The 19,210-nt window shown below is 37.7% G+C and carries 20 protein-coding genes; all 20 read left to right on the forward strand.

The features are described 5' to 3' along the window. Nucleotides 1-39 precede the first annotated feature (39 nt). The 20 genes from G5B32_RS10115 (at nucleotide 40) to G5B32_RS10210 (ending at nucleotide 19,164) form a co-directional block, all read left to right on the forward strand. The gene (locus tag G5B32_RS10115) at nucleotides 40-870 is read left to right on the forward strand and encodes a MotA/TolQ/ExbB proton channel family protein (RefSeq protein ID WP_165291425.1); all 831 of its coding nucleotides are present in this window, start codon (nucleotides 40-42) and stop codon (nucleotides 868-870) included. 98 nt (nucleotides 871-968) lie between these two features. Continuing rightward, nucleotides 969-1,625, forward strand: a complete 657-nt coding sequence (locus tag G5B32_RS10120; protein ID WP_165291426.1) for an ExbD/TolR family protein — start codon at nucleotides 969-971, stop codon at nucleotides 1,623-1,625. A gap of 15 nt (nucleotides 1,626-1,640) precedes the next feature. After that, nucleotides 1,641-2,198 (forward strand): ExbD/TolR family protein, encoded by a 558-nt coding sequence (locus G5B32_RS10125; RefSeq protein WP_165291427.1) that lies wholly within the window; start codon nucleotides 1,641-1,643, stop codon nucleotides 2,196-2,198. 32 nt (nucleotides 2,199-2,230) lie between these two features. Beyond that, entirely contained in the window at nucleotides 2,231-3,112 is an 882-nt protein-coding gene (locus G5B32_RS10130) for an energy transducer TonB (RefSeq protein WP_165291428.1), read from the forward strand. A 293-nt stretch (nucleotides 3,113-3,405) separates the two neighbouring features. Further along, nucleotides 3,406-4,317, forward strand: a complete 912-nt coding sequence (locus G5B32_RS10135) for a PstS family phosphate ABC transporter substrate-binding protein (protein ID WP_165291429.1) — start codon at nucleotides 3,406-3,408, stop codon at nucleotides 4,315-4,317. A gap of 26 nt (nucleotides 4,318-4,343) precedes the next feature. Next, nucleotides 4,344-6,083, forward strand: a complete 1,740-nt coding sequence (locus G5B32_RS10140) for a tetratricopeptide repeat protein (RefSeq protein WP_240899048.1) — start codon at nucleotides 4,344-4,346, stop codon at nucleotides 6,081-6,083. Nucleotides 6,084-6,187: 104 nt separating this feature from the next. Continuing rightward, nucleotides 6,188-6,568: an NADH-quinone oxidoreductase subunit A gene (locus tag G5B32_RS10145; RefSeq protein WP_165291430.1), complete on the forward strand. Its 381-nt coding sequence runs from the start codon at nucleotides 6,188-6,190 to the stop codon at nucleotides 6,566-6,568. A gap of 90 nt (nucleotides 6,569-6,658) precedes the next feature. Beyond that, nucleotides 6,659-7,213 (forward strand): NADH-quinone oxidoreductase subunit B, encoded by a 555-nt coding sequence (locus G5B32_RS10150; protein WP_165291431.1) that lies wholly within the window; start codon nucleotides 6,659-6,661, stop codon nucleotides 7,211-7,213. Next, nucleotides 7,206-7,709 (forward strand): NADH-quinone oxidoreductase subunit C, encoded by a 504-nt coding sequence (locus tag G5B32_RS10155; protein ID WP_165291432.1) that lies wholly within the window; start codon nucleotides 7,206-7,208, stop codon nucleotides 7,707-7,709. The genes G5B32_RS10150 and G5B32_RS10155 overlap by 8 nt, the downstream gene beginning before the upstream one ends. 15 nt (nucleotides 7,710-7,724) lie before the next feature. Continuing rightward, nucleotides 7,725-8,960 (forward strand): NADH-quinone oxidoreductase subunit D, encoded by a 1,236-nt coding sequence (locus G5B32_RS10160; protein WP_190301857.1) that lies wholly within the window; start codon nucleotides 7,725-7,727, stop codon nucleotides 8,958-8,960. Continuing rightward, nucleotides 8,953-9,477, forward strand: a complete 525-nt coding sequence (gene nuoE, locus G5B32_RS10165) for a complex I 24 kDa subunit family protein (RefSeq protein WP_165291433.1) — start codon at nucleotides 8,953-8,955, stop codon at nucleotides 9,475-9,477. The genes G5B32_RS10160 and nuoE overlap by 8 nt, the downstream gene beginning before the upstream one ends. Before the next feature lie 65 nt (nucleotides 9,478-9,542). Then, on the forward strand, nucleotides 9,543-10,898 hold the full coding sequence (nuoF, locus tag G5B32_RS10170; protein ID WP_165291434.1) for an NADH-quinone oxidoreductase subunit NuoF: 1,356 nt from the start codon (nucleotides 9,543-9,545) through the stop codon (nucleotides 10,896-10,898). Between the two features lie 16 nt (nucleotides 10,899-10,914). Next, nucleotides 10,915-11,934, forward strand: coding sequence for a 2Fe-2S iron-sulfur cluster-binding protein (locus G5B32_RS10175; RefSeq protein ID WP_410528467.1), 1,020 nt, complete (start codon nucleotides 10,915-10,917; stop codon nucleotides 11,932-11,934). Nucleotides 11,935-11,940: 6 nt separating this feature from the next. Continuing rightward, entirely contained in the window at nucleotides 11,941-12,981 is a 1,041-nt protein-coding gene (nuoH, locus tag G5B32_RS10180) for an NADH-quinone oxidoreductase subunit NuoH (RefSeq protein WP_165291435.1), read from the forward strand. A gap of 8 nt (nucleotides 12,982-12,989) precedes the next feature. Next, the gene (locus G5B32_RS10185) at nucleotides 12,990-13,508 is read left to right on the forward strand and encodes a NuoI/complex I 23 kDa subunit family protein (protein WP_165291436.1); all 519 of its coding nucleotides are present in this window, start codon (nucleotides 12,990-12,992) and stop codon (nucleotides 13,506-13,508) included. A 5-nt stretch (nucleotides 13,509-13,513) separates the two neighbouring features. Beyond that, nucleotides 13,514-14,011, forward strand: a complete 498-nt coding sequence (locus G5B32_RS10190; RefSeq protein WP_165291437.1) for an NADH-quinone oxidoreductase subunit J — start codon at nucleotides 13,514-13,516, stop codon at nucleotides 14,009-14,011. Then, nucleotides 14,011-14,340 carry an NADH-quinone oxidoreductase subunit NuoK gene (gene nuoK, locus G5B32_RS10195; RefSeq protein ID WP_149914787.1) on the forward strand — a complete coding sequence of 110 codons (330 nt, stop codon included), beginning with the start codon at nucleotides 14,011-14,013 and terminating at the stop codon, nucleotides 14,338-14,340. Before G5B32_RS10190 ends, nuoK begins: the two co-directional genes overlap by 1 nt. Before the next feature lie 19 nt (nucleotides 14,341-14,359). Continuing rightward, entirely contained in the window at nucleotides 14,360-16,279 is a 1,920-nt protein-coding gene (nuoL, locus tag G5B32_RS10200) for an NADH-quinone oxidoreductase subunit L (protein ID WP_165291438.1), read from the forward strand. A 25-nt stretch (nucleotides 16,280-16,304) separates the two neighbouring features. Continuing rightward, a complete protein-coding gene (locus G5B32_RS10205) occupies nucleotides 16,305-17,750 on the forward strand; it encodes a NuoM family protein (RefSeq protein WP_165291439.1) in 1,446 nt (481 codons plus the stop codon). 28 nt (nucleotides 17,751-17,778) lie between these two features. Further along, on the forward strand, nucleotides 17,779-19,164 hold the full coding sequence (locus G5B32_RS10210; RefSeq protein WP_165291440.1) for an NADH-quinone oxidoreductase subunit N: 1,386 nt from the start codon (nucleotides 17,779-17,781) through the stop codon (nucleotides 19,162-19,164). Nucleotides 19,165-19,210: the final 46 nt, after the last annotated feature.

Below are 19,210 nucleotides of genomic sequence, written 5' to 3' on the forward strand. Positions count from 1 at the left end.
AATAATTAAACAACAGTAAAAATCTAAAACTTAGTAAAAATGGCAAACGCACCAAAAACTACTAGCCCAGCAAAACAAGAAAGTGGCAATTCAGGTAATTTATTTGCGAGTTTAGCAATCGTTATTTGTTTAGTAATCGGTTACATCGTTTACAAATTTGTAATGGGTAACCCTTCAAACTTCATCGACAACAACCCTGAAAATCAACCACTACCAGGTAATTATTTAGGTATGGTTTACCATGCAGGTGCTATCGTACCAGTCCTTCTTGGCTTATTCTTAATGGTATGGGTTTTCTCAATCGAACGTTTCATCGTAATTGGTAAAGCTTCAGGTACTGGTAATGTTGGTAACTTTGTAAGAAAAGTACAATCTTTATTAAAAACTGGTAGCATCGATACTGCTATCGCGGAATGTGACAAACAAAAAGGTTCTGTTGCAAATGTAATCAAAGCTGGTTTATTGAAATACAAAGATGTAGAAGCTAACCCAGGTTTAGACGCTGAAAAATCAGCTTTAGCTATCCAAAAAGAAATCGAAGAAACTACAGCATTAGAAATGCCAATGTTAGAGAAAAACTTAAACGTATTAGCTACATTAGTTTCTATCGGTACATTAACAGGTCTATTAGGTACAGTAACTGGTATGATCAAGGCCTTCTCAGCATTAGCAACAGGTGGTGCTCCAGATTCAGCTAAATTAGCGAACGGTATCTCTGAGGCCCTTATCAATACAGCTACAGGTATCGCTACTTCAACTTTCGCGATCATCATGTACAATATCTTGACTGCTAAAATTGACAAATTAACTTATTCTATCGACGAGGCTGGTTTCTCAATCGTACAAACTTACGCTGCGAACCACAAATAAGATGTTTTAAAAATTATTTCAACTTTTTTATGGAAAGTGAGATAATAAAGCATCATTAAGTAAACGAATAGAGTTGTTAATTTATAAAAGTAAAAGAAATGGGTAAAGCAAAAGTAAAAAGAGCCAGTACATCGATCGATATGACGGCGATGTGTGACGTATCTTTCTTGCTTCTAACATTCTTCGTTCTTACAGCAACTGCTAGACAGCCAGAGACTTTAACAGTTGATACGGCTCCTTCATACTCTCAAGCTAAATTACCTGATGGTAACTTGGCAATCATTACAGTAGGTGATGAAGGTAAAGTGTTCTTCAAAATGAGTGACCCTAATGTACGTGTAGAAGCACTTCAACGTATGGCAGGTATCTACGGAATCGAATTCACTCCAGAAGAATACGCTAAATTCAAAAACTTGGAAGACTTTGGTGTCTCTATGAAAACAATGAAAACATTGTTAGCAGCAGAGTCAGCTGATAGAACAGCAGAAAAGCAAAAAGGTATCCCTGTAGACTCTACACAAAATACTTCCAACGAATTATTTTCGTGGGTAAAACAGGCACGTTTGGCTTCAGCTAAGATTTTAAAAGATAAAGCAATTGAGGATGGCAAAGATCCTGATGACATCGAATTGATGACAGTTGCTATCAAATCGGACGCTGATGAGAAGTTTCCAAACTTGAATTTAATAATTGAGACATTACGTAATCAGAAACAAAATAAGTTCAGTTTCGTGACTGGTCTTAAAGCTGATTAATAATAAGAAATTTAAATGGCAGAATTAAATCAAGACTCCGGTAAACAAGGTAAAGGAGGAAAGGTAAGATCTAAGAAAAATGGTGGTAAGGTCGATCTTACAGCCATGGTAGACTTGGCATTCTTATTGATTACTTTCTTTATGTTAACAACATCCTTGAATAAACCACAAGCAATGGACGTTGCGATGCCTGACAAAAACGTTGAAACTGATAAACAAACAGATGTTGACGTGGATGAGCACCGTAGTGTTACATTGGTACTAGGATCAAATGATAAACTAGTATGGTACCAAGGTGATGTTAAGAAACCTCTTCAGGGTCCTACAGTAATTGATTATAGCGCAGAAGGATTACGTGCAACATTAATGAAAATGCAGAAACTTGTTCCACAACAAGCAGGTGGCAAAGACATTATCGTAGTAATCCGTCCAAGTGAAAAATCAGTTACACGCAACATTATTGATGCGTTGGATGAAATGAAGATTGTAGACATTAAACGTTACATGATATCTAACCGTATCATGGGCGACGAAATTGAGCTATTGAAAAAAGAAAATCTTTACAACGACTAGTCGTATAGAGAGTTTCATTAAAAAATAATATTATGTTTGAAAAACTAAATATATTTAAAAGTGAGTGGCTTGATGTTGTCTTCGAAAACAGGAATAAAGCTTATGGAGCCTACCAGCTTCGTAAACTTGGCCCTAAAGCAACTAACACTGCGTTAGCTATCGTGGCTGCAGTTGTGGGTGTTTTTAGTGCTACCCAAGTGTTCGATTTGAATCCTTTCAAAGGAAATGATGCTCCAAAAGAGGAAGTAGCATTTACAGAAGAGGTGACATTAGAAGATTTGGCGGAACAACTTCCTGAAGAAGAAGAAAAACCACCAGTACAAGAGGAAGCACCTAAAATTGCTGAATCTAAGCCTGCTCTAGATGTTGTTGCTCTTCCAGAGATTAAGCCAGTTCCTAAAGAAAAGGCGGTTCAAGAAGAAGTAGCGACAGTGGAAGAAGCTACAGATAAGAAAAAACTTATCGGTCCAGTAGCTATGAAAGGTATGAAAGGTGGTAGTATCACAACTGAAGGTAAATGGGGTACAAAAGATGTAGCAGGTGCTGCAACTGGTAGTACTAAAGGTGTAGAAGGAGGAACTGGTGACGGAGAGCAAATCTTCCAATCTGTGGAAATTCAACCTGAGCCACCAGGTGGTTTGAATGCTTTTCGTAAATGGATCGGTGATAATTATCAATATCCACAAGCTGCTATCGATGCGGGTGTGAAAGGTACTGTGCAAGTTACTTTCGTCGTGGAGAAAGATGGTTCTTTGACAGATATCAAAGTAGCACGTGATTTATCATACGGAACAGGACAAGCTGCGATCAACGTATTGAAAAAGGCTAAAAAATGGAGCCCAGGTATCCAAAATGGTCGTCCAGTTCGTGTAGCTTATTCACTGCCTATTCGTTTGGACTTAACAAATATGTAATGAGTTATAATTCAGAAATGAATGATAATAACAAATTTAGACAGAAATCGCCAACAAAGCGATTTCTGTCTATTTTAGGCCTATGCATGTTTTTTTTCTATTTCGTGTTGGGCTTGTTAATTATCTTTTGGAAAGATTTTCCAATTGAGATAGATAAAACGTATAAAAATATGTTTGGTATTTTGCTAATTGTCTATTCATTTATGCGATTTGCGAGATTATGGCAAAACAATTTTATACGTTAAATAATGTTAAGGATTAATCTTTTTATTCTTAAGTAAATCATATTGGTAATGAATTTGTTCAATAAGATTATATATGTGTTTTTAAGTTTTCTTTTCTTTATCTCCTGTAATGAGAAGAGTGGGGAAAAGAAAAATAAAAAGGATGACATATTATCTGGAGAAATAACGGTATTAGTGGATGAAACCTTAATGCCAATTGTCGAAGAACAAAAAGAGGTCTTTGAAAGTTCTTATTACAACGCGAAGATAAATCTAGTGGCTAAACCCGAGATTCAATCTATTAATGAATTGATAAAAGGAGAAGCTGCCATGATAATATTATCTAGAGAATTGAATGAAGAAGAAAAGAAATCCTTTGAGCAACGATCTATCAAGCCTCGAATCTATCAATTTGCATATGATGCTGTAGCTTTAGTAGCTAATGTAAATAGAGATTCTACAATCAAAACGGAGACAATTCTAGATTTGATGAGAGGCAAATCGGTTGATGGGACTAAATTGATTATTGATAATCCGAATTCAAGTCTCGTACGATATTTTCGTGAAGTAGGCAAAATAGATAAAATTGCAAACAATTTTATTGAAGTTAAGGGGGAAGCAAACTCAATTTTGAATGAAGTGGCTGACGGATCTTCAAATATTGGATTAATTAGTTATAATCAATATTTATCTTTAGAAAGACACTTTACAAAAAAAGATAAAATTCGTATCTTGAGCGTGCTAAACGACACATTACAGTCGCCTACGTATGTTAAACCTACTCAAGCCTCACTTTCTACAGGAGAATATCCTTTGAGAAGAGAGGTTAAAGTATTAAACTATCAACCAAATTTAGGGTTGGGAATGGGGTTTTCAGCATTTTTGACAGGAGATCGTGGTCAGCGTATAGTATTAAAATCAGGTTTATTACCTGCTAAAATGCCAGGAAGAGAAATTATAATTAGAGATAACATAAATTAGTTAAATAACTAAGAAACATAAATAGAATGATGACAAAGAGCAAATTGTTTTTGAGTTTATTAGCGGCAGGAGCTATTGTAAGTACTGCTAGTGCTCAAAGTTTAAAAGATGCGCAAGCAGCGATTGATGCAGAGCAATATGATAAAGCGAAAGGCATCTTACAGAATTTGGTAACAAAAAAACCTAAAGATGGTGCTAACTACTTTTATTTAGGTCAAGTATACCTTGCAAATGATAAATTAGATTCAGCGGCTTGGGCTTTTAATAACGGTGTAACTAATGCACCCAAAGAAACGTTAAATACTGTAGGTCTAGGTATTGTAGACTTACAAAAAAATAATATATCAGCTGCTGAACAAAAATTTACACAAGCAACTTCTGCGTTAGGTAAAAAGGATTATTTACCGTTATACTATATTGGTAAAGCTTATGTAGAAGCTCCAAAACCTGATTATGCTAAAGCGGTAGACTATTTATCGCAAGCGAAAGCTAAGAATGCGAAAGATGCATTGGTGCCAGTTTCATTAGGTGATGCTTATTTAGGATTAGGTGAAAATAGCCAATCTTATATCAGTTACCGAGATGCGTTAAATATTGATCCAAACTTGGTGAAAGCAAAGGTACAACAAGCATTGATTACTCGCCGTGCATTTGCATTTGATGCGGCATTAGAGTCTTATAATTCTATCGCTGCTGAGTACCCAACTTATGGACCAGTATACCGTGAAATTGCAGAGACTGAATTGCAAATTGCAAAACGTATGCCTGATAATACAGATGAAGAAAAAGCAGCGTACGAAGCACAAGTTGCAAAAGCAGTAGATAGCTATAAAAAATATTTGGAAGTGACTGGCGATAAATCATCGGATGCATTAGTACGTTACGCTGACTTCTTGGTATATGGTCAAAAATATGATGAATTGAAAACTGTAGCTCAACAATTGGAAAATGTACCAGGAGTGGATGCAAAAGTTTATCGTTACTTAGGTTTGATCGCTATTAACCAAGATAAAGATGCAGCTAAAGCGGTAGGTTACTTTGATAAGTTATTCGCAAATGCTGAAGAAAGTCGTTTAATCGCAATCGACTACTTATTTAGTGGTTTTGCAAATATTGAAGCTGGTGATAAAAATAAAGGTTTACAGTACTTAGGGAAAGCTTTAGAATTAGATAAGGAATTAATCAACGAAGTTGATGGTTATGGTAGAAATGCTTTCAACGCTGAAAAATTTGATGCTGCTGCAGCTATCTTCAACGTTCCTGCTTCTCAAAAAGGTGAACCTTGGTACTATGAAGCAAATTATTTAGTAGGTGATGCAAACTTCCGTGCGGGTAATCAGAAAAAAGAAGCAGGCGAAGATGCAACTCAAGAATTTAATGATGCTATTAAATCTTTAAATATTGTTATCCAATCAACAGATTCTGCTGCTGCGGATTTCAAAATTCCAGCATTATACATCAAAGGTTACAGTAATTATAATTTAGATGTAATTGATCCAGAGCAACCAGAATTACATAAAGGTTTATACTTAGCAGATTTCAATGAGTTAGCAAAAATTCTTACAGACAAACAAGCTGCGGGAACACAGTTAACAGAAGATGAAGTTGTTAAATTAACGGACGTGTATAATGTAATTGGTTACTACTACATCTTAAAAGAGGATTACAAAAAAGCAGCTGACTTATTTAAGAAAGCTTCTACTTTGACTCCTGGTGATGAAGTATCTACTCAATACTTGGAAGCATTAAAAGATTATATTAAATAGATTTTTTAAAAATCTTTTCAAAAGGGGAAACTGAATTCAGTTTCCCCTTTTATTTTTTGATAAAAGTTATATATTTGCTATCAACTGAGAACTAAACTTATATTATGGAAAATTTACAAGGTCAGAATTTGCCAGTAGATTATTTGCCCATTCTAATTCAACTTTTTGTTGCGGCGGGCTTTGGCGTAACTACTATTATCGGAACTCACCTTTTAGGACCAAAAGTTAGAACTGAAAATAAGCTTACAGCATTTGAATCGGGAGTAGAGGTAATAGGTAATGCTAGACAACCTTTTTCCATTAAATATTTCTTAGTAGCGATACTATTTGTAATCTTCGACGTGGAGGTTATTTTTATGTATCCATGGGCAGTAAATTTTAGAGAATTTGGATTTGATGGTCTTATTGAGATGTTTATTTTCATGGGATTATTGCTTTTAGGTTTCATCTATGTGATTAAGAAAAAAGCACTTAACTGGGATTAAGAACCATTCTAAATAACATTCCTTTATTCAATTTAAGGAATAAAAACATTAAATTGAACCTGTATAAACCGAGAAAGAATAAACTGTATTATGAGCAAGGTCACCTTAGCTGAGGCGCCTCCAGGTGTGGAAGGAGCCGGTTTTTTTGCCACTACTTTGGATAAAGCGATTGGATTAGCTCGAGCTAACTCATTATGGCCCTTACCTTTTGCCACTTCATGCTGTGGTATCGAATTTATGGCTACGATGGGTTCTACATATGATTTAGCACGTTTTGGAGCAGAACGCCCAAGTTTTTCTCCTCGTCAAGCAGATATGCTTTTGGTGATGGGTACTATAGCAAAAAAGATGGCGCCCGTATTAAAACAGGTTTATATTCAAATGGCGGAACCACGTTGGGTGATAGCGGTAGGTGCTTGTGCCTCGAGTGGAGGAATTTTCGACACATATTCCGTGTTGCAAGGAATAGATGAGATCATACCGGTAGATGTATATGTGCCAGGTTGCCCTCCGAGACCAGAAGCGATATTGGATGGGGTGCTGAAGTTGCAGGACATCGTGAAAAATGAATCGCTAAATAGACGCAACACACCAGAATACAAAGCATTGTTGGAGAAATACGGAATCGAGACGAACAATGGATAAGTTAACTAATCAATATATAATAGAAAGTTTAAGTGAGAAATTTGGTGAAGCAGTACAGATAATAGGAGAGCCTCACGGTCTTTTAACATTATCGACTTCGGCAGATCAGATTATTGAAGTTCTTACCTATCTCAAAAATAGTGAATCATTACGATTTAATTATCTGACAGATATTACTGGCGTGCATTATCCAAATCAGGAGAAGGAATTTGCTGTAGTTTACCATCTTCACAATCTTTTTCAGAATTTCCGCGTACGTATCAAGGTGTTTTTGGATGGCACAAATCCGACAATTCCTACGACGACAAATTTATGGAAGGGAGCAAATTGGATGGAGCGTGAGACTTATGATTTCTATGGGATTATATTCGAAGGTCATCCTGACTTACGTCGTATTTTGAATATGGACGCTTTGGAAGTGTTCCCGATGCGTAAGGAACATCCCTTGGAGGACCCAAACCGTGTAGATAAGAAAGATTTTTATTTTGGCCGATAACTTGAATTTACGTAGATGAGCAATCCTATAACCAAAATAACACACAATAAACCTGTCTTTGAAGACAACGATCCACAAGACGAATTAATTACCCTCAATATTGGACCAACGCACCCTGCAACGCATGGTGTATTTCAAAATGTGGTACAGATTGACGGAGAGCGAATCGTCAGCGGTGTTTCAACAATAGGTTATATACACCGCGCATTTGAAAAAATTGCGGAACGTCGTCCTTTTTATCAAATTACCCCTTTAACTGATCGTCTTAACTATTGTTCATCGCCTATCAATAATATGGGCTGGCACATGACGGTAGAAAAGCTTTTAGGAATTGAAATACCTAAAAGGGTTCAATATATGCGCGTAATTGTGATGGAATTGGCACGTATAGCAGATCATATTATTTGTAACGGTATTTTGGGTGTGGATACAGGGGCCTTCTCGGGTTTCTTGTATGTGATGCAGGAGCGTGAATTCATCTACGAAATCTATGAGGAAATCTGTGGTGCTCGTTTGACAACAAATATCGGTCGTATTGGCGGATTTGAGCGTGATTTCAACGAGATTACCTTTAAGAAAATAGAAGAATTTTTAGAACGATATCCTCCAGTATTGAGAGAATTTGAAGAGTTATTTGTTCGTAATAGAATATTTATAGAGCGTACTGCGGGAGTAGCAGCCGTTACACCTGAAGAAGCTTTGGAGTATAGTTGGTCTGGTCCGATTCTTCGTGCAACTGGTGTAGACTATGATGTACGTGTAGTTTCTCCTTATTGTTCTTATGAAGAATTTGATTTTGAAGTTCCGGTAGGAACAAATGGCGATGTATATGATCGTTTTATGGTGCGAAATGCTGAAATGTGGCAATCATTAAGCATTATTCGTCAGGCTTTGGATAAAATTAAGAAAGAACCAGCTGGCGTATTCCATGCGGATGTGCCGGAATTTTATCTGCCACCAAAAGAACAGGTTTACAATAATATGGAGGCACTTATTTACCATTTCAAAATTGTAATGGGCGAATGGGAAACTCCTCAATCCGAAGTGTATCATTCCGTAGAAGGTGCAAATGGGGAATTGGGTTTTTACTTGATTCACGATGGCGGTCGTACGCCGTACAGACTTCATTTTAGAAGGCCTTCATTTATCAATTATCAAATGTTTGCTCCTATGAGTGCGGGCATGTTGATTTCGGATGCAATTATAAACATGAGTAGTTTAAACGTAATAGCAGGAGAATTAGATGCTTAGTGTACAAGAGAACCTTCCCGTTGAATTTTCTGAACAACTCTTAGCCAAATTTGCTGAGGTTGTGAGTCGCTATCCTGCAGGTAAACAAAAGTCGGCTTTGTTGCCTATTCTACACTTAGTGCAGGCTGAGTATGGGTGGTTGAGCACGGATGCTATGGACAAAGTAGCGGCTTATTTGCAAATCAAGCCTATTGAGGTGTACGAAGTAGCGACTTTCTATACCATGTATTTCTTGAAACCTCAAGGAAAGTATGCTTTAGAGGTTTGTCGCACAGGACCTTGTTGTTTGGTAGGGGCTGAACGTATAATGAGGCATATTGAACAACGATTGGGAGTGAAAGAAGGTGAAGTTACTCCTGATGGCTTGTTTTCTTGGCGAGGCGTAGAATGTTTGGCTGCTTGTGGTTTTGGTCCAGTGTTGCAAATTGGTCCAGAATATACTTTTTATGAGAATTTAACGGAAGAAAGTGTCGATGCTTTGATTGATACTTTAAAAAATAAGGGTTTGGGACAATAGATTTGAGTAGGGAGCATTGAGGCTGAAGTCTAATCTCTCATATCTCATATCTCATATCTAAAACAATGGGACGTAAACTATTATTAGAACATATCAATGAACCGGGAATAAACACTTTTGCCGTATATCGTCAAAAGGGGGGATACCGTGCTGTAGAAAAGGCTTTGAAAACGATGTCTCCTGATGATGTAGTCGAGGAAGTGAAAAAGTCGGGCTTACGTGGTCGTGGTGGAGCAGGTTTCCCTACGGGAATGAAATGGAGCTTTTTGGCGAAGCCAGAAGGTGTGCCACGTTATTTGGTGTGTAATGGTGACGAATCGGAGCCAGGCACATTCAAAGACCGTTATTTGATGACGCATATTCCGCACGCTTTGGTCGAAGGAATGATTGTGTCGAGTTATGCTCTAGGCGCGAATACCTCGTATATCTATGTACGTGGGGAGATGATGCCACAAATTCGCATTCTAGAAAACGCTATTGCGGAAGCAAAAGCGGCGGGTTTTTTGGGCAATAATATTTTAGGTACAGGATATAATCTTGAAATATATGTACAACCAGGTGGTGGCGCTTATATCTGTGGTGAAGAAACAGCCTTGTTGGAATCACTAGAAGGAAAGCGTGGTAATCCACGTATTAAGCCTCCATTCCCCGCGATCGCGGGTTTGTATGGTTGTCCTACAGTCGTAAACAATGTAGAATCTATTGCTGCGACAGTTCCGATTATTAATGATGGCGGTGAAGAATATGCTAAAATCGGTATTGAGCGCAGTACAGGCACGAAATTGATTTCGGCTTCGGGTAATATCAATAAGCCTGGTGTGTATGAAATTGAATTGGGAGTTCCTGTAGAAGAATTTATCTATTCGGATGAATACTGTGGCGGTATTGCTAATGGCAAAAAACTGAAAGCTTTAGTCGCAGGAGGTTCTTCGGTACCTATTTTACCAGCAAATTTAATTACAAAAACAGCCACTGGAAATCCTCGCTTGATGACTTACGAGTCCTTAGCTGATGGAGGATTTCAGACTGGTTCAATGATGGGTTCTGGCGGTTTTATAGTTTTTGATGAAGACCAATGTATCGTTCGCAATACTTGGAATTTTGCCCGATTCTATCATCATGAAAGTTGTGGACAATGTTCGCCTTGTCGTGAAGGAACGGGCTGGATGGAAAAAGTATTGCACAAAATAGAGCTTGGTCATGGCTCCATGGAAGATATAGACCTTTTATGGGATATTCAACGCAAAATTGAAGGAAATACAATTTGTCCTTTGGGTGATGCGGCAGCATGGCCTGTTGCGGCAGCGATTCGTCACTTTCGGGATGAATTTGAATGGCATGTGTTGAATCCTCAAGAGTCACAAACTAGAAATTATGGTTTGGCACATTATGCTGACCCTTTAGAACCTGTAGTTCAATAGATATTTAGAAGCAGATATGATGGCAGACGAAGTAGTAAATTTTAAAGTCACGATAGATGGTATTCCGGTGGAAGTAGCTCCGGGAACAACGATATTAAATGCTGCGCGTCAGATTGGTGGGGATATTGTGCCACCAGCGATGTGTTATTATTCTAAGCTGGAAGGTTCGGGCGGAAAATGCCGTACTTGTCTGGTAAAGGTTTCTAAAGGTTCGGAGAAAGACCCTCGTCCCATGCCAAAGCTTGTGGCTTCGTGCCGAACGACGGTGATGGATGGTATGGAGGTGCAAAATATTACTTCTCCAGAAGTGGTAGAAGCTCGCAAAGGCGTGGTGGAGATTTTGTTGATCAACCATCCGTTAGATTGCCCGATTTGTGACCAAGCTGGTGAATGTAAATTGCAGGATTTAGGCTACGAACATGGTTCGGAAAGTACACGTTATGAATTCGAGCGTCGTACATTCGAGCGTATAGACTTAGGCGATAAGATTCAGTTGCATATGAATCGTTGTATTCTATGTTACCGTTGTGTCTATGTTGCTAACCAATTGACGGAAGAGCGTGAGCATGGTATCTTGTATAGAGGTGACCATTCTGAGATTTCTACGCATATCGAAAAAGCATTGGATCATGATTTCATCGGAAATGTTATTGACGTATGTCCTGTAGGAGCTTTAACAGATAAAACTTTCCGTTTCAAAAATCGTGTTTGGTTTACAAAACCTATAGATGCGCACCGTGATTGCCCGACATGTTCGGGTAAAGTGACGCTATGGTACAAAGGAGAAGAAGTGTTGCGTGTTACGGGTCGTAAGGATGATTTTGGCGAGGTAGAAGATTTCATATGTAATACGTGTCGTTTTGATACCAAAAAAACATCAGATTGGGTGTTGGAACATCCGACAGATGTGGAGAAAGAATCCGTTATTGGTGCAAACCATTACGAATCCTTTAATCTCCCTCCTGTGATTAAAGAGAATGAGAAATTACAACTTGCGAATGCGGAGCAATTGCAAAGAGCAGAACGTTTAAAATAATATTCGATGGAAGTCGCTTTTATATTAGAGAAATTTATACTTGTGGTGATTGTCTTCACTGTTACTTTGGTGATAGCGATGTACTCTACACTGGCCGAGCGCAAGATTGCGGGTTTTATGCAAGACCGTTATGGTCCGGATAGAGCGGGTCTTTTCGGGATTTTACAACCTCTTTGTGATGGTGGTAAATTCTTTTTCAAAGAAGAAATTATTCCGGCAGGAGCGCATAAGACTTTGTTTATTTTAGGGCCTGTAATTGCGATTATCACAGCTTGTATCAGTTCGGCGGTGATTCCATGGGGACAAAATCTAGTTATTGATGGCAAAATCATCACGTTGCAAGTTGCTGATGTGAACATTGGTGTATTATACGTTTTTGGTGTAATAGCATTAGGCGTTTACGGTATTATGCTTGGTGGTTGGGCTTCAAACAACAAATTCTCCTTAATGGGAGCGATTCGTGCTGCCTCACAAAGTATTTCGTACGAAATCGGAATGGGTTTGTCTTTAATCGCTCTATTGATGGTGACAGGTTCGTTGCAATTAGGCGAAATTGTGGCGCAACAATCAGGTTTTGTAAACTGGAATATTTGGGTTCAGCCTTTAGGATTTTTGATTTTCATTACTTGTGCTTTTGCAGAATGTAATCGTGTGCCTTTTGACTTGCCCGAATGTGAAACCGAATTAGTAGGTGGATATCATACCGAATATTCTTCGATGAAATTGGGATTATACATGTTCTCGGAATACATCAATATGTTTGTTTCATCAGCTCTGATGTCGGCATTGTATTTCGGCGGGTATAATTTTCCATTCATGTATGATTTGGGCTTGTCCGAAAACTGGATAACTATTATAGGCGTACTTGTCTTTTTCTTAAAAATATTTGGTTTCATTTTCTTCTTCATGTGGATTCGTTGGACATTGCCACGCTTCCGTTATGACCAATTGATGAACTTGGGCTGGAAAATTTTGATTCCATTGGCTATAGCCAATATTGTATTGACAGGTGTAATAACATTAATTAAGGATACTTACTTTCAATAAGTCGGGATATGCAATCATTAACTAACCGAAAAAAAGTCATCGAGCAAAAGCCAATGAACATATGGGAACGTATGTACCTGCCGGCTATTGTGAAAGGGCTTTCTATTACTATACGACATTTTTTCAAGAAAATTCCTACTGTAAAATATCCTGAGGAAATTAGACCTTATTCAAAAAATTTCAGAGGACAACACTCGTTAAAACGTGATGAACAAGGAAGAGAGCGTTGTACGGCTTGTGGTCTTTGTGCGTTATCTTGTCCTGCTGAGGCGATTACGATGACAGCTGCGGAGCGTAAAAATGATGAAAAGCATTTGTACAGAGAGGAAAAGTACGCAGCGGTATACGAAATCAATATGTTGCGTTGTATTTTCTGTGGATTGTGCGAAGAAGCTTGTCCGAAGGAAGCCATTTATTTGGATGGTCCACACGTGACAGCAGAGTATTTGCGCAAGGATTTTATCTATGGTAAAGATAAATTGGTGGAGCCGAAATTTGATATTACGAAACTTAATGTAAACGGATAAGCATAATGGGTATATTTTATTTTGTAGCATTTTTGTCCATTTTCTTTGCGTTGATGACCATCTTCACAAAGAATCCAGTACATAGCGTGCTGTATCTAGTCATTACGTTTTTTACGTTTACAGTTCATTACATTTTGTTGAATGCACAGTTTTTGGCTGTTGTGAATTTCATCGTGTACATGGGTGCGATTATGGTTTTATTCCTGTTCGTTCTGATGCTTTTGAATCTTAATAAGGATACGGAACCAATGAAATCCACCTTGGTGAAAACTATAGGTGCTATTGCGGGGATGTGTTTGTTAGCGACTTTCTTAGGTGCTTTCCGTGTATTAGACGGGCAAGAAGAAAACGTGACAGGTAATACGGACGTAGGTTTAGTAAAAAATCTAGGTAAAGTTTTGTTTGATGAATTTTTATTGCCATTCGAATTGTCTTCAATCCTGTTGTTGACAGCAATGGTAGGAGCCATTTTATTAGCTAAAAAAGAAACAAAAGAAGGATAATGGGAGATATTATTCAAAATATACAAGGCATTCCATTAAATCATTATTTGATTTTCTGTAGTGTGATATTTGCCATCGGCGTTATAGGTGTGTTGATCCGTCGTAATGTGATTATCATTATGATGTCTATAGAGCTGATGCTAAATTCTGTAAACCTATTGTTGGCGGCATTTTCGGCTTATTATGGCGATGCGAGTGGACAGGTTTTTGTGTTTTTCGTTATGGCTTTGGCAGCAGCGGAAGTTGCGGTAGGTTTAGCCATTGTGATTATGGTCTACAGAAATACGAAATCTGTGGATATTGAGTCGTTGAGTAAATTACGTTGGTAAACGAGTAAAACCTAAATATATGATGGAACTAATCTGGCTGATACCGTTGATACCTTTGTTAGGTTTTATAATTAATGGACTAGGACAGTATAATTTTTCGAAATTCGTAATAGGATTGATAGGATGCGGTACCGTTTTGTGTTCTTTCTTGTTAAGTTGTTCGTTATTTGGCCAAGTGTTAAATGCGCGAAATGCAGGAGAAGATGCTGCAACGGTTTACCATTTATTTGATTGGTTGACCGTTGGAGATTTCAATTTGAAATTTTCATTTCTATTAGACCCTCTAAGCTCTATTATGTTGCTTATTGTTACAGGAATTGGATTTTTGATTCATTTGTATTCGTATTGTTATATGCACTCTGATGAATCCTTTGGAAGATTCTTTGCCTATCTAAATCTATTTATCTTCTTCATGTTGTTGTTGGTCTTAGGATCCAACTATTTAATCATGTTCATTGGATGGGAAGGAGTAGGATTATGTTCGTATTTGTTGATCGGGTTTTGGTACAAAAACTCTTCCTACGCAAGTGCAGCTAAAAAGGCTTTTGTGATGAACAGAATAGGAGATTTAGGATTTTTAATTGCTGTCTTTGCTATTATCGCAACTTTTGGAACGGTAGAATATGCAGAGGTATTTAGTAAGGCTTCAGAATTTCCTCTAGGCGATGCAACTTTATTGTTAATTACATTATTGTTATTTATCGCAGCTACTGGTAAATCTGCACAAATTCCATTATTCACGTGGTTGCCAGATGCGATGGCAGGTCCAACTCCTGTGTCCGCATTGATTCACGCGGCTACAATGGTAACAGCAGGAATTTATATGATTATTCGTTCGAATATTTTGTTTACACTATCTCCTCTTACTTTACAAATTATTGCGGTTATTGGCGTTGCAACAGCATTGGTAGCTGCATTTATTGCGGTAACGCAAAACGATATAAAGAAAGTATTGGCTTATTCAACAGTTTCCCAATTAGGTTATATGTTTTTAGGGCTAGGAGTAGGGGCTTATACAGCTGCTTTCTTCCATGTATTGACCCACGCTTTTTTTAAAGCATTACTGTTTTTAGGAGCAGGTTCAGTTATTCATGGTATGCATCATGAGCAGGACATGCGTAAAATGGGCGGATTGAAAAAATACATGCCTATTACATATGCAACGATGTTAATAGGTACAATCGCGATAGCAGGTATTCCTCCATTCTCAGGCTTTTTCTCTAAAGATGAAATTTTGGCCTTTTCATTTGAATCCAATCCAATTCTTTGGGGCTTAGGCTTTGTTGGAGCAATATTCACGGCTTACTATATGTTTAGAATGTTGTTTTTAACGTTCTTCGGTAAATTTAGAGGAACGGAAGAGCAAGCACATCATTTGCATGAGTCACCTGTACAAATGACTTTGCCGTTGATTGTTTTGGCTGTTCTTTCAGTAGTAGGTGGTGTTATCAATTTGCCTTCGGCATTAGGTGGGGGACATTGGTTGGCAAACTTCTTAAGTCCAATTTTTACTTATACGAATGCTAGACTTCCAGAGGTTCATTTGGAACATTCTACAGAATATATTTTGATGGCGGTTTCGGCTTTAGCGGCTATTATTATGGCTGTCGTTGCCTATCAAAAATATGTGAAGAAATCAGATGTTCCTCAAGAGGATGGTATGGAGCAGGGTGCCTTATACAATCTTTCATATAACAAATTGTATTTCGATGAACTGTATAATGCTTTGTTTGTAAAACCGCTTAATAGCTTATCTAAAATCTTATATAAAATTGTGGATAAGGGAACTATTGATGGTATCGTAAATGGTGTTGCGGATTTGATAAATGCCTCCGGTCGTGGTATTCGCCAATTACAAAGCGGTTATGTCGGGTTTTATATCATCATGATGGTATTGGGTGCAGCTGCTATTTTGCTGTATGGTCTTTTAAATATTTAAATAGATTTGAAATAGAAGATAATCAATGAATAACCTTTTTATACTGCTATTACTACCTGTTGCAAGTGCTATATTGTTAGCGTTCGCAAAATCTTCTTCGATGGCGAAGTGGCTTGCACTTGTATTGTCTTTGGTTCAAGTTGTATTGACAATACCATTCTTGTGCACCTTTGTACCTGACGCTTCTATTCAATTTGAGCAATCATTCGATTGGATTTCAAGTCTGAATATCCGTTTTCATGTAGGATTAGACGGCATTAGTTTACCGTTGGTGTTATTGACGAACGGTTTATTTCCACTCATCATTCTTTCGACCTTTACCAAAGATTATAGACATAGTTTTTATGCACTTGCTAGCTTTATGCAGGCAGGTTTGTTGTTGGTATTCACTGCTTTAGATGCTTTTACATTCTATGTAGGATGGGAAGCGGCATTAATTCCAATTTATTTTATTTGTGCACTTTGGGGTGATGGGGATAGAATAAAAGTAAATTTAAAATTCTTCATTTATACATTCTTTGGAAGTTTATTGATGTTGATTGCCATCCTTTATTTAGGACAGCAAACTCCAAATAAAGATTTTGAATGGACTTCATTTGTTGCTTTGGATTTGAGCGACTATGCACAACGTTGGTTATTTTGGGCTTTCTTTGTTGCTTTTGCGATTAAAATTCCAGTATTTCCATTCCACACATGGCAACCAGATACGTATACCAATGCACCTACGGCAGGAACAATGCTGTTGGCTGGCATTATGTTGAAGATGGGTACTTATGGGGTTATTCGCTGGCTTATACCTGTTATTCCTTTCGGTACAAGTGCGTACGGTTCTGTTGCATTGGTGCTTTGTATCATTGGAATTGTATATGCCTCGCTAATTGCGTTCAAACAAAAAGATACTAAACGCCTTATTGCTTATTCATCTATTGCGCACGTGGGTTTGATTACAGCAGGTATATTTGCATGGAATCAAGAAGGTTTGCAAGGTGCAATTATGCAAATGGTGAATCATGGCATTAGTGTGGTGGGGATATTTCTAGTATTAGATCTTATCAAATCCCGCACGGGTACTAATCGTTTGGATGAGTTGGGCGGTCTTGCCTATAAAATGCCTGTATTAGCTACGCTTTTCATTATTCTAATGATGGGTGCTGTCGGTCTGCCATTGACCAATGGTTTTATCGGCGAGTTTTTATTATTAAAATCACTATATAGTGTTGGAATTTGGTATGCTGCCTTTGCTGGATTGACATTGATTTTTGGTGCGGTATATATGTTGCGGTTATTTCAAAAAACTATGCTAGGCGCCTTGGATTCGAAATACGTAAAAGTCACAGATGCTTCTAAAACCGAAGTGTTTGTTTTGGTCATTCTTTGTCTGTTTGTGGTGTTGCTAGGTGTGTTGCCAAATGGACTATTGAAATTGTCAGAAGCATCGGTAACGCAATTAATTCAATCAGTTAAATTTTAAAATAAGTCAAAATTACACAATCATATTTATGGGAGCGATTATTACACTGTCTCTGTTGGGAATTCTGGTTTTATATTTAGGCTTATATAAAGCAAAGTCCTTATTGTTGCCTGTATCCTTACTGGGTTTAGTGGCAGCATTAGGTTTTGAAATAGTAGCTTGGAATAATGGAACTGCACCGATCTACAACGGTATGGTTTTGTTTGACAATTTTGCTTTAGCTTTTTCAGCCGTATGTATTGTCATCACTGGCCTTGTACTTTTATTGTCTAAAGAATATTTCAGTGCTATAAGTAAGAATGTAGCGGAATATTATTGTTTGATTTTATTCTCGCTTACAGGTGCCTTGATGGTTTGTGCTTATCACAATTTTGCGATGCTGTTTATTGGTATTGAAGTCATGTCGGTAGCATTATATATTTTGGTAGGTATTCGTAAAACCGATTTTGCATCGAACGAAGCTGCCTTGAAATATTTCTTGATGGGCGCTTTCTCTACTGGATTTTTATTATTCGGTATAACATTATTATACGGAGCTACAGGCACATTTGATATTACAGGAGTTAAAAATTATTTGGTTTCGAATCCAACAGCGGTATCCCCATTGTTTTATGGTGGAATCCTATTGTTATTGGTTGGCTTGCTTTTCAAAGTGGGAGCTGCTCCCTTCCATTTCTGGACACCAGATGTATACGATGGCGCACCTATATTGATTACAACTTATATGAGTACTGTGGTGAAAGTGGCTTCGTTTGCCGGTTTTATCAAACTGTTTAGTTACGTTTTCTCTCCATTACAAGATTTTTGGACACCAATATTACTCGTCGTGATCGTTATTACTTTATTCCTGGGTAATATAACCGCTCTCATGCAAACAAGCTTTAAACGTATGTTGGCGTATTCGAGTATTTCGCATGCTGGATATATGCTCTTTGCAATTATATCGTTAGGAGCGAATGCGAATTCAAGCATATTGACTTATGGTTTAGCGTATTCATTAGCTTCGGTAGCCGCATTCGCGGGACTGATTTTAGTGAAGCGAAATCACGGTTCTGACCAGTTTGTTGCTTTTGATGGCTTAGGAAAAACTAATCCGTTATTGGCTTTAGTCATAACTGTTGCTATGTTATCTCTAGCTGGTATCCCGTTGACGGCAGGTTTTATAGGGAAGTTTATGTTATTCCGAAGTGCTATGGCGGATTATCATTTTATATTGTTAATATTAGCTGTAGTTAATGCCGCGATTGGTATTTATTACTATTTGCGCGTAGTGGTTCGTATGTATTTTTATCCAAGCAATACTGGCGATGATAAACTTGCAGTGCCAATTAGTTTTAATGTAGTTTTGATTATCACTCTTTTGCTTACGGTGCTAATAGGGGTATATCCGAATTGTTTAATATCCTTATTGTAAGAAATAACCATTTTTTCTGCTAAGCTCTTCTTTTTTGAAGAGCTTT

The sequence above is a fragment of the Sphingobacterium sp. SGL-16 genome (assembly GCF_011043515.1).
Taxonomy (GTDB): domain Bacteria; phylum Bacteroidota; class Bacteroidia; order Sphingobacteriales; family Sphingobacteriaceae; genus Sphingobacterium; species Sphingobacterium litopenaei.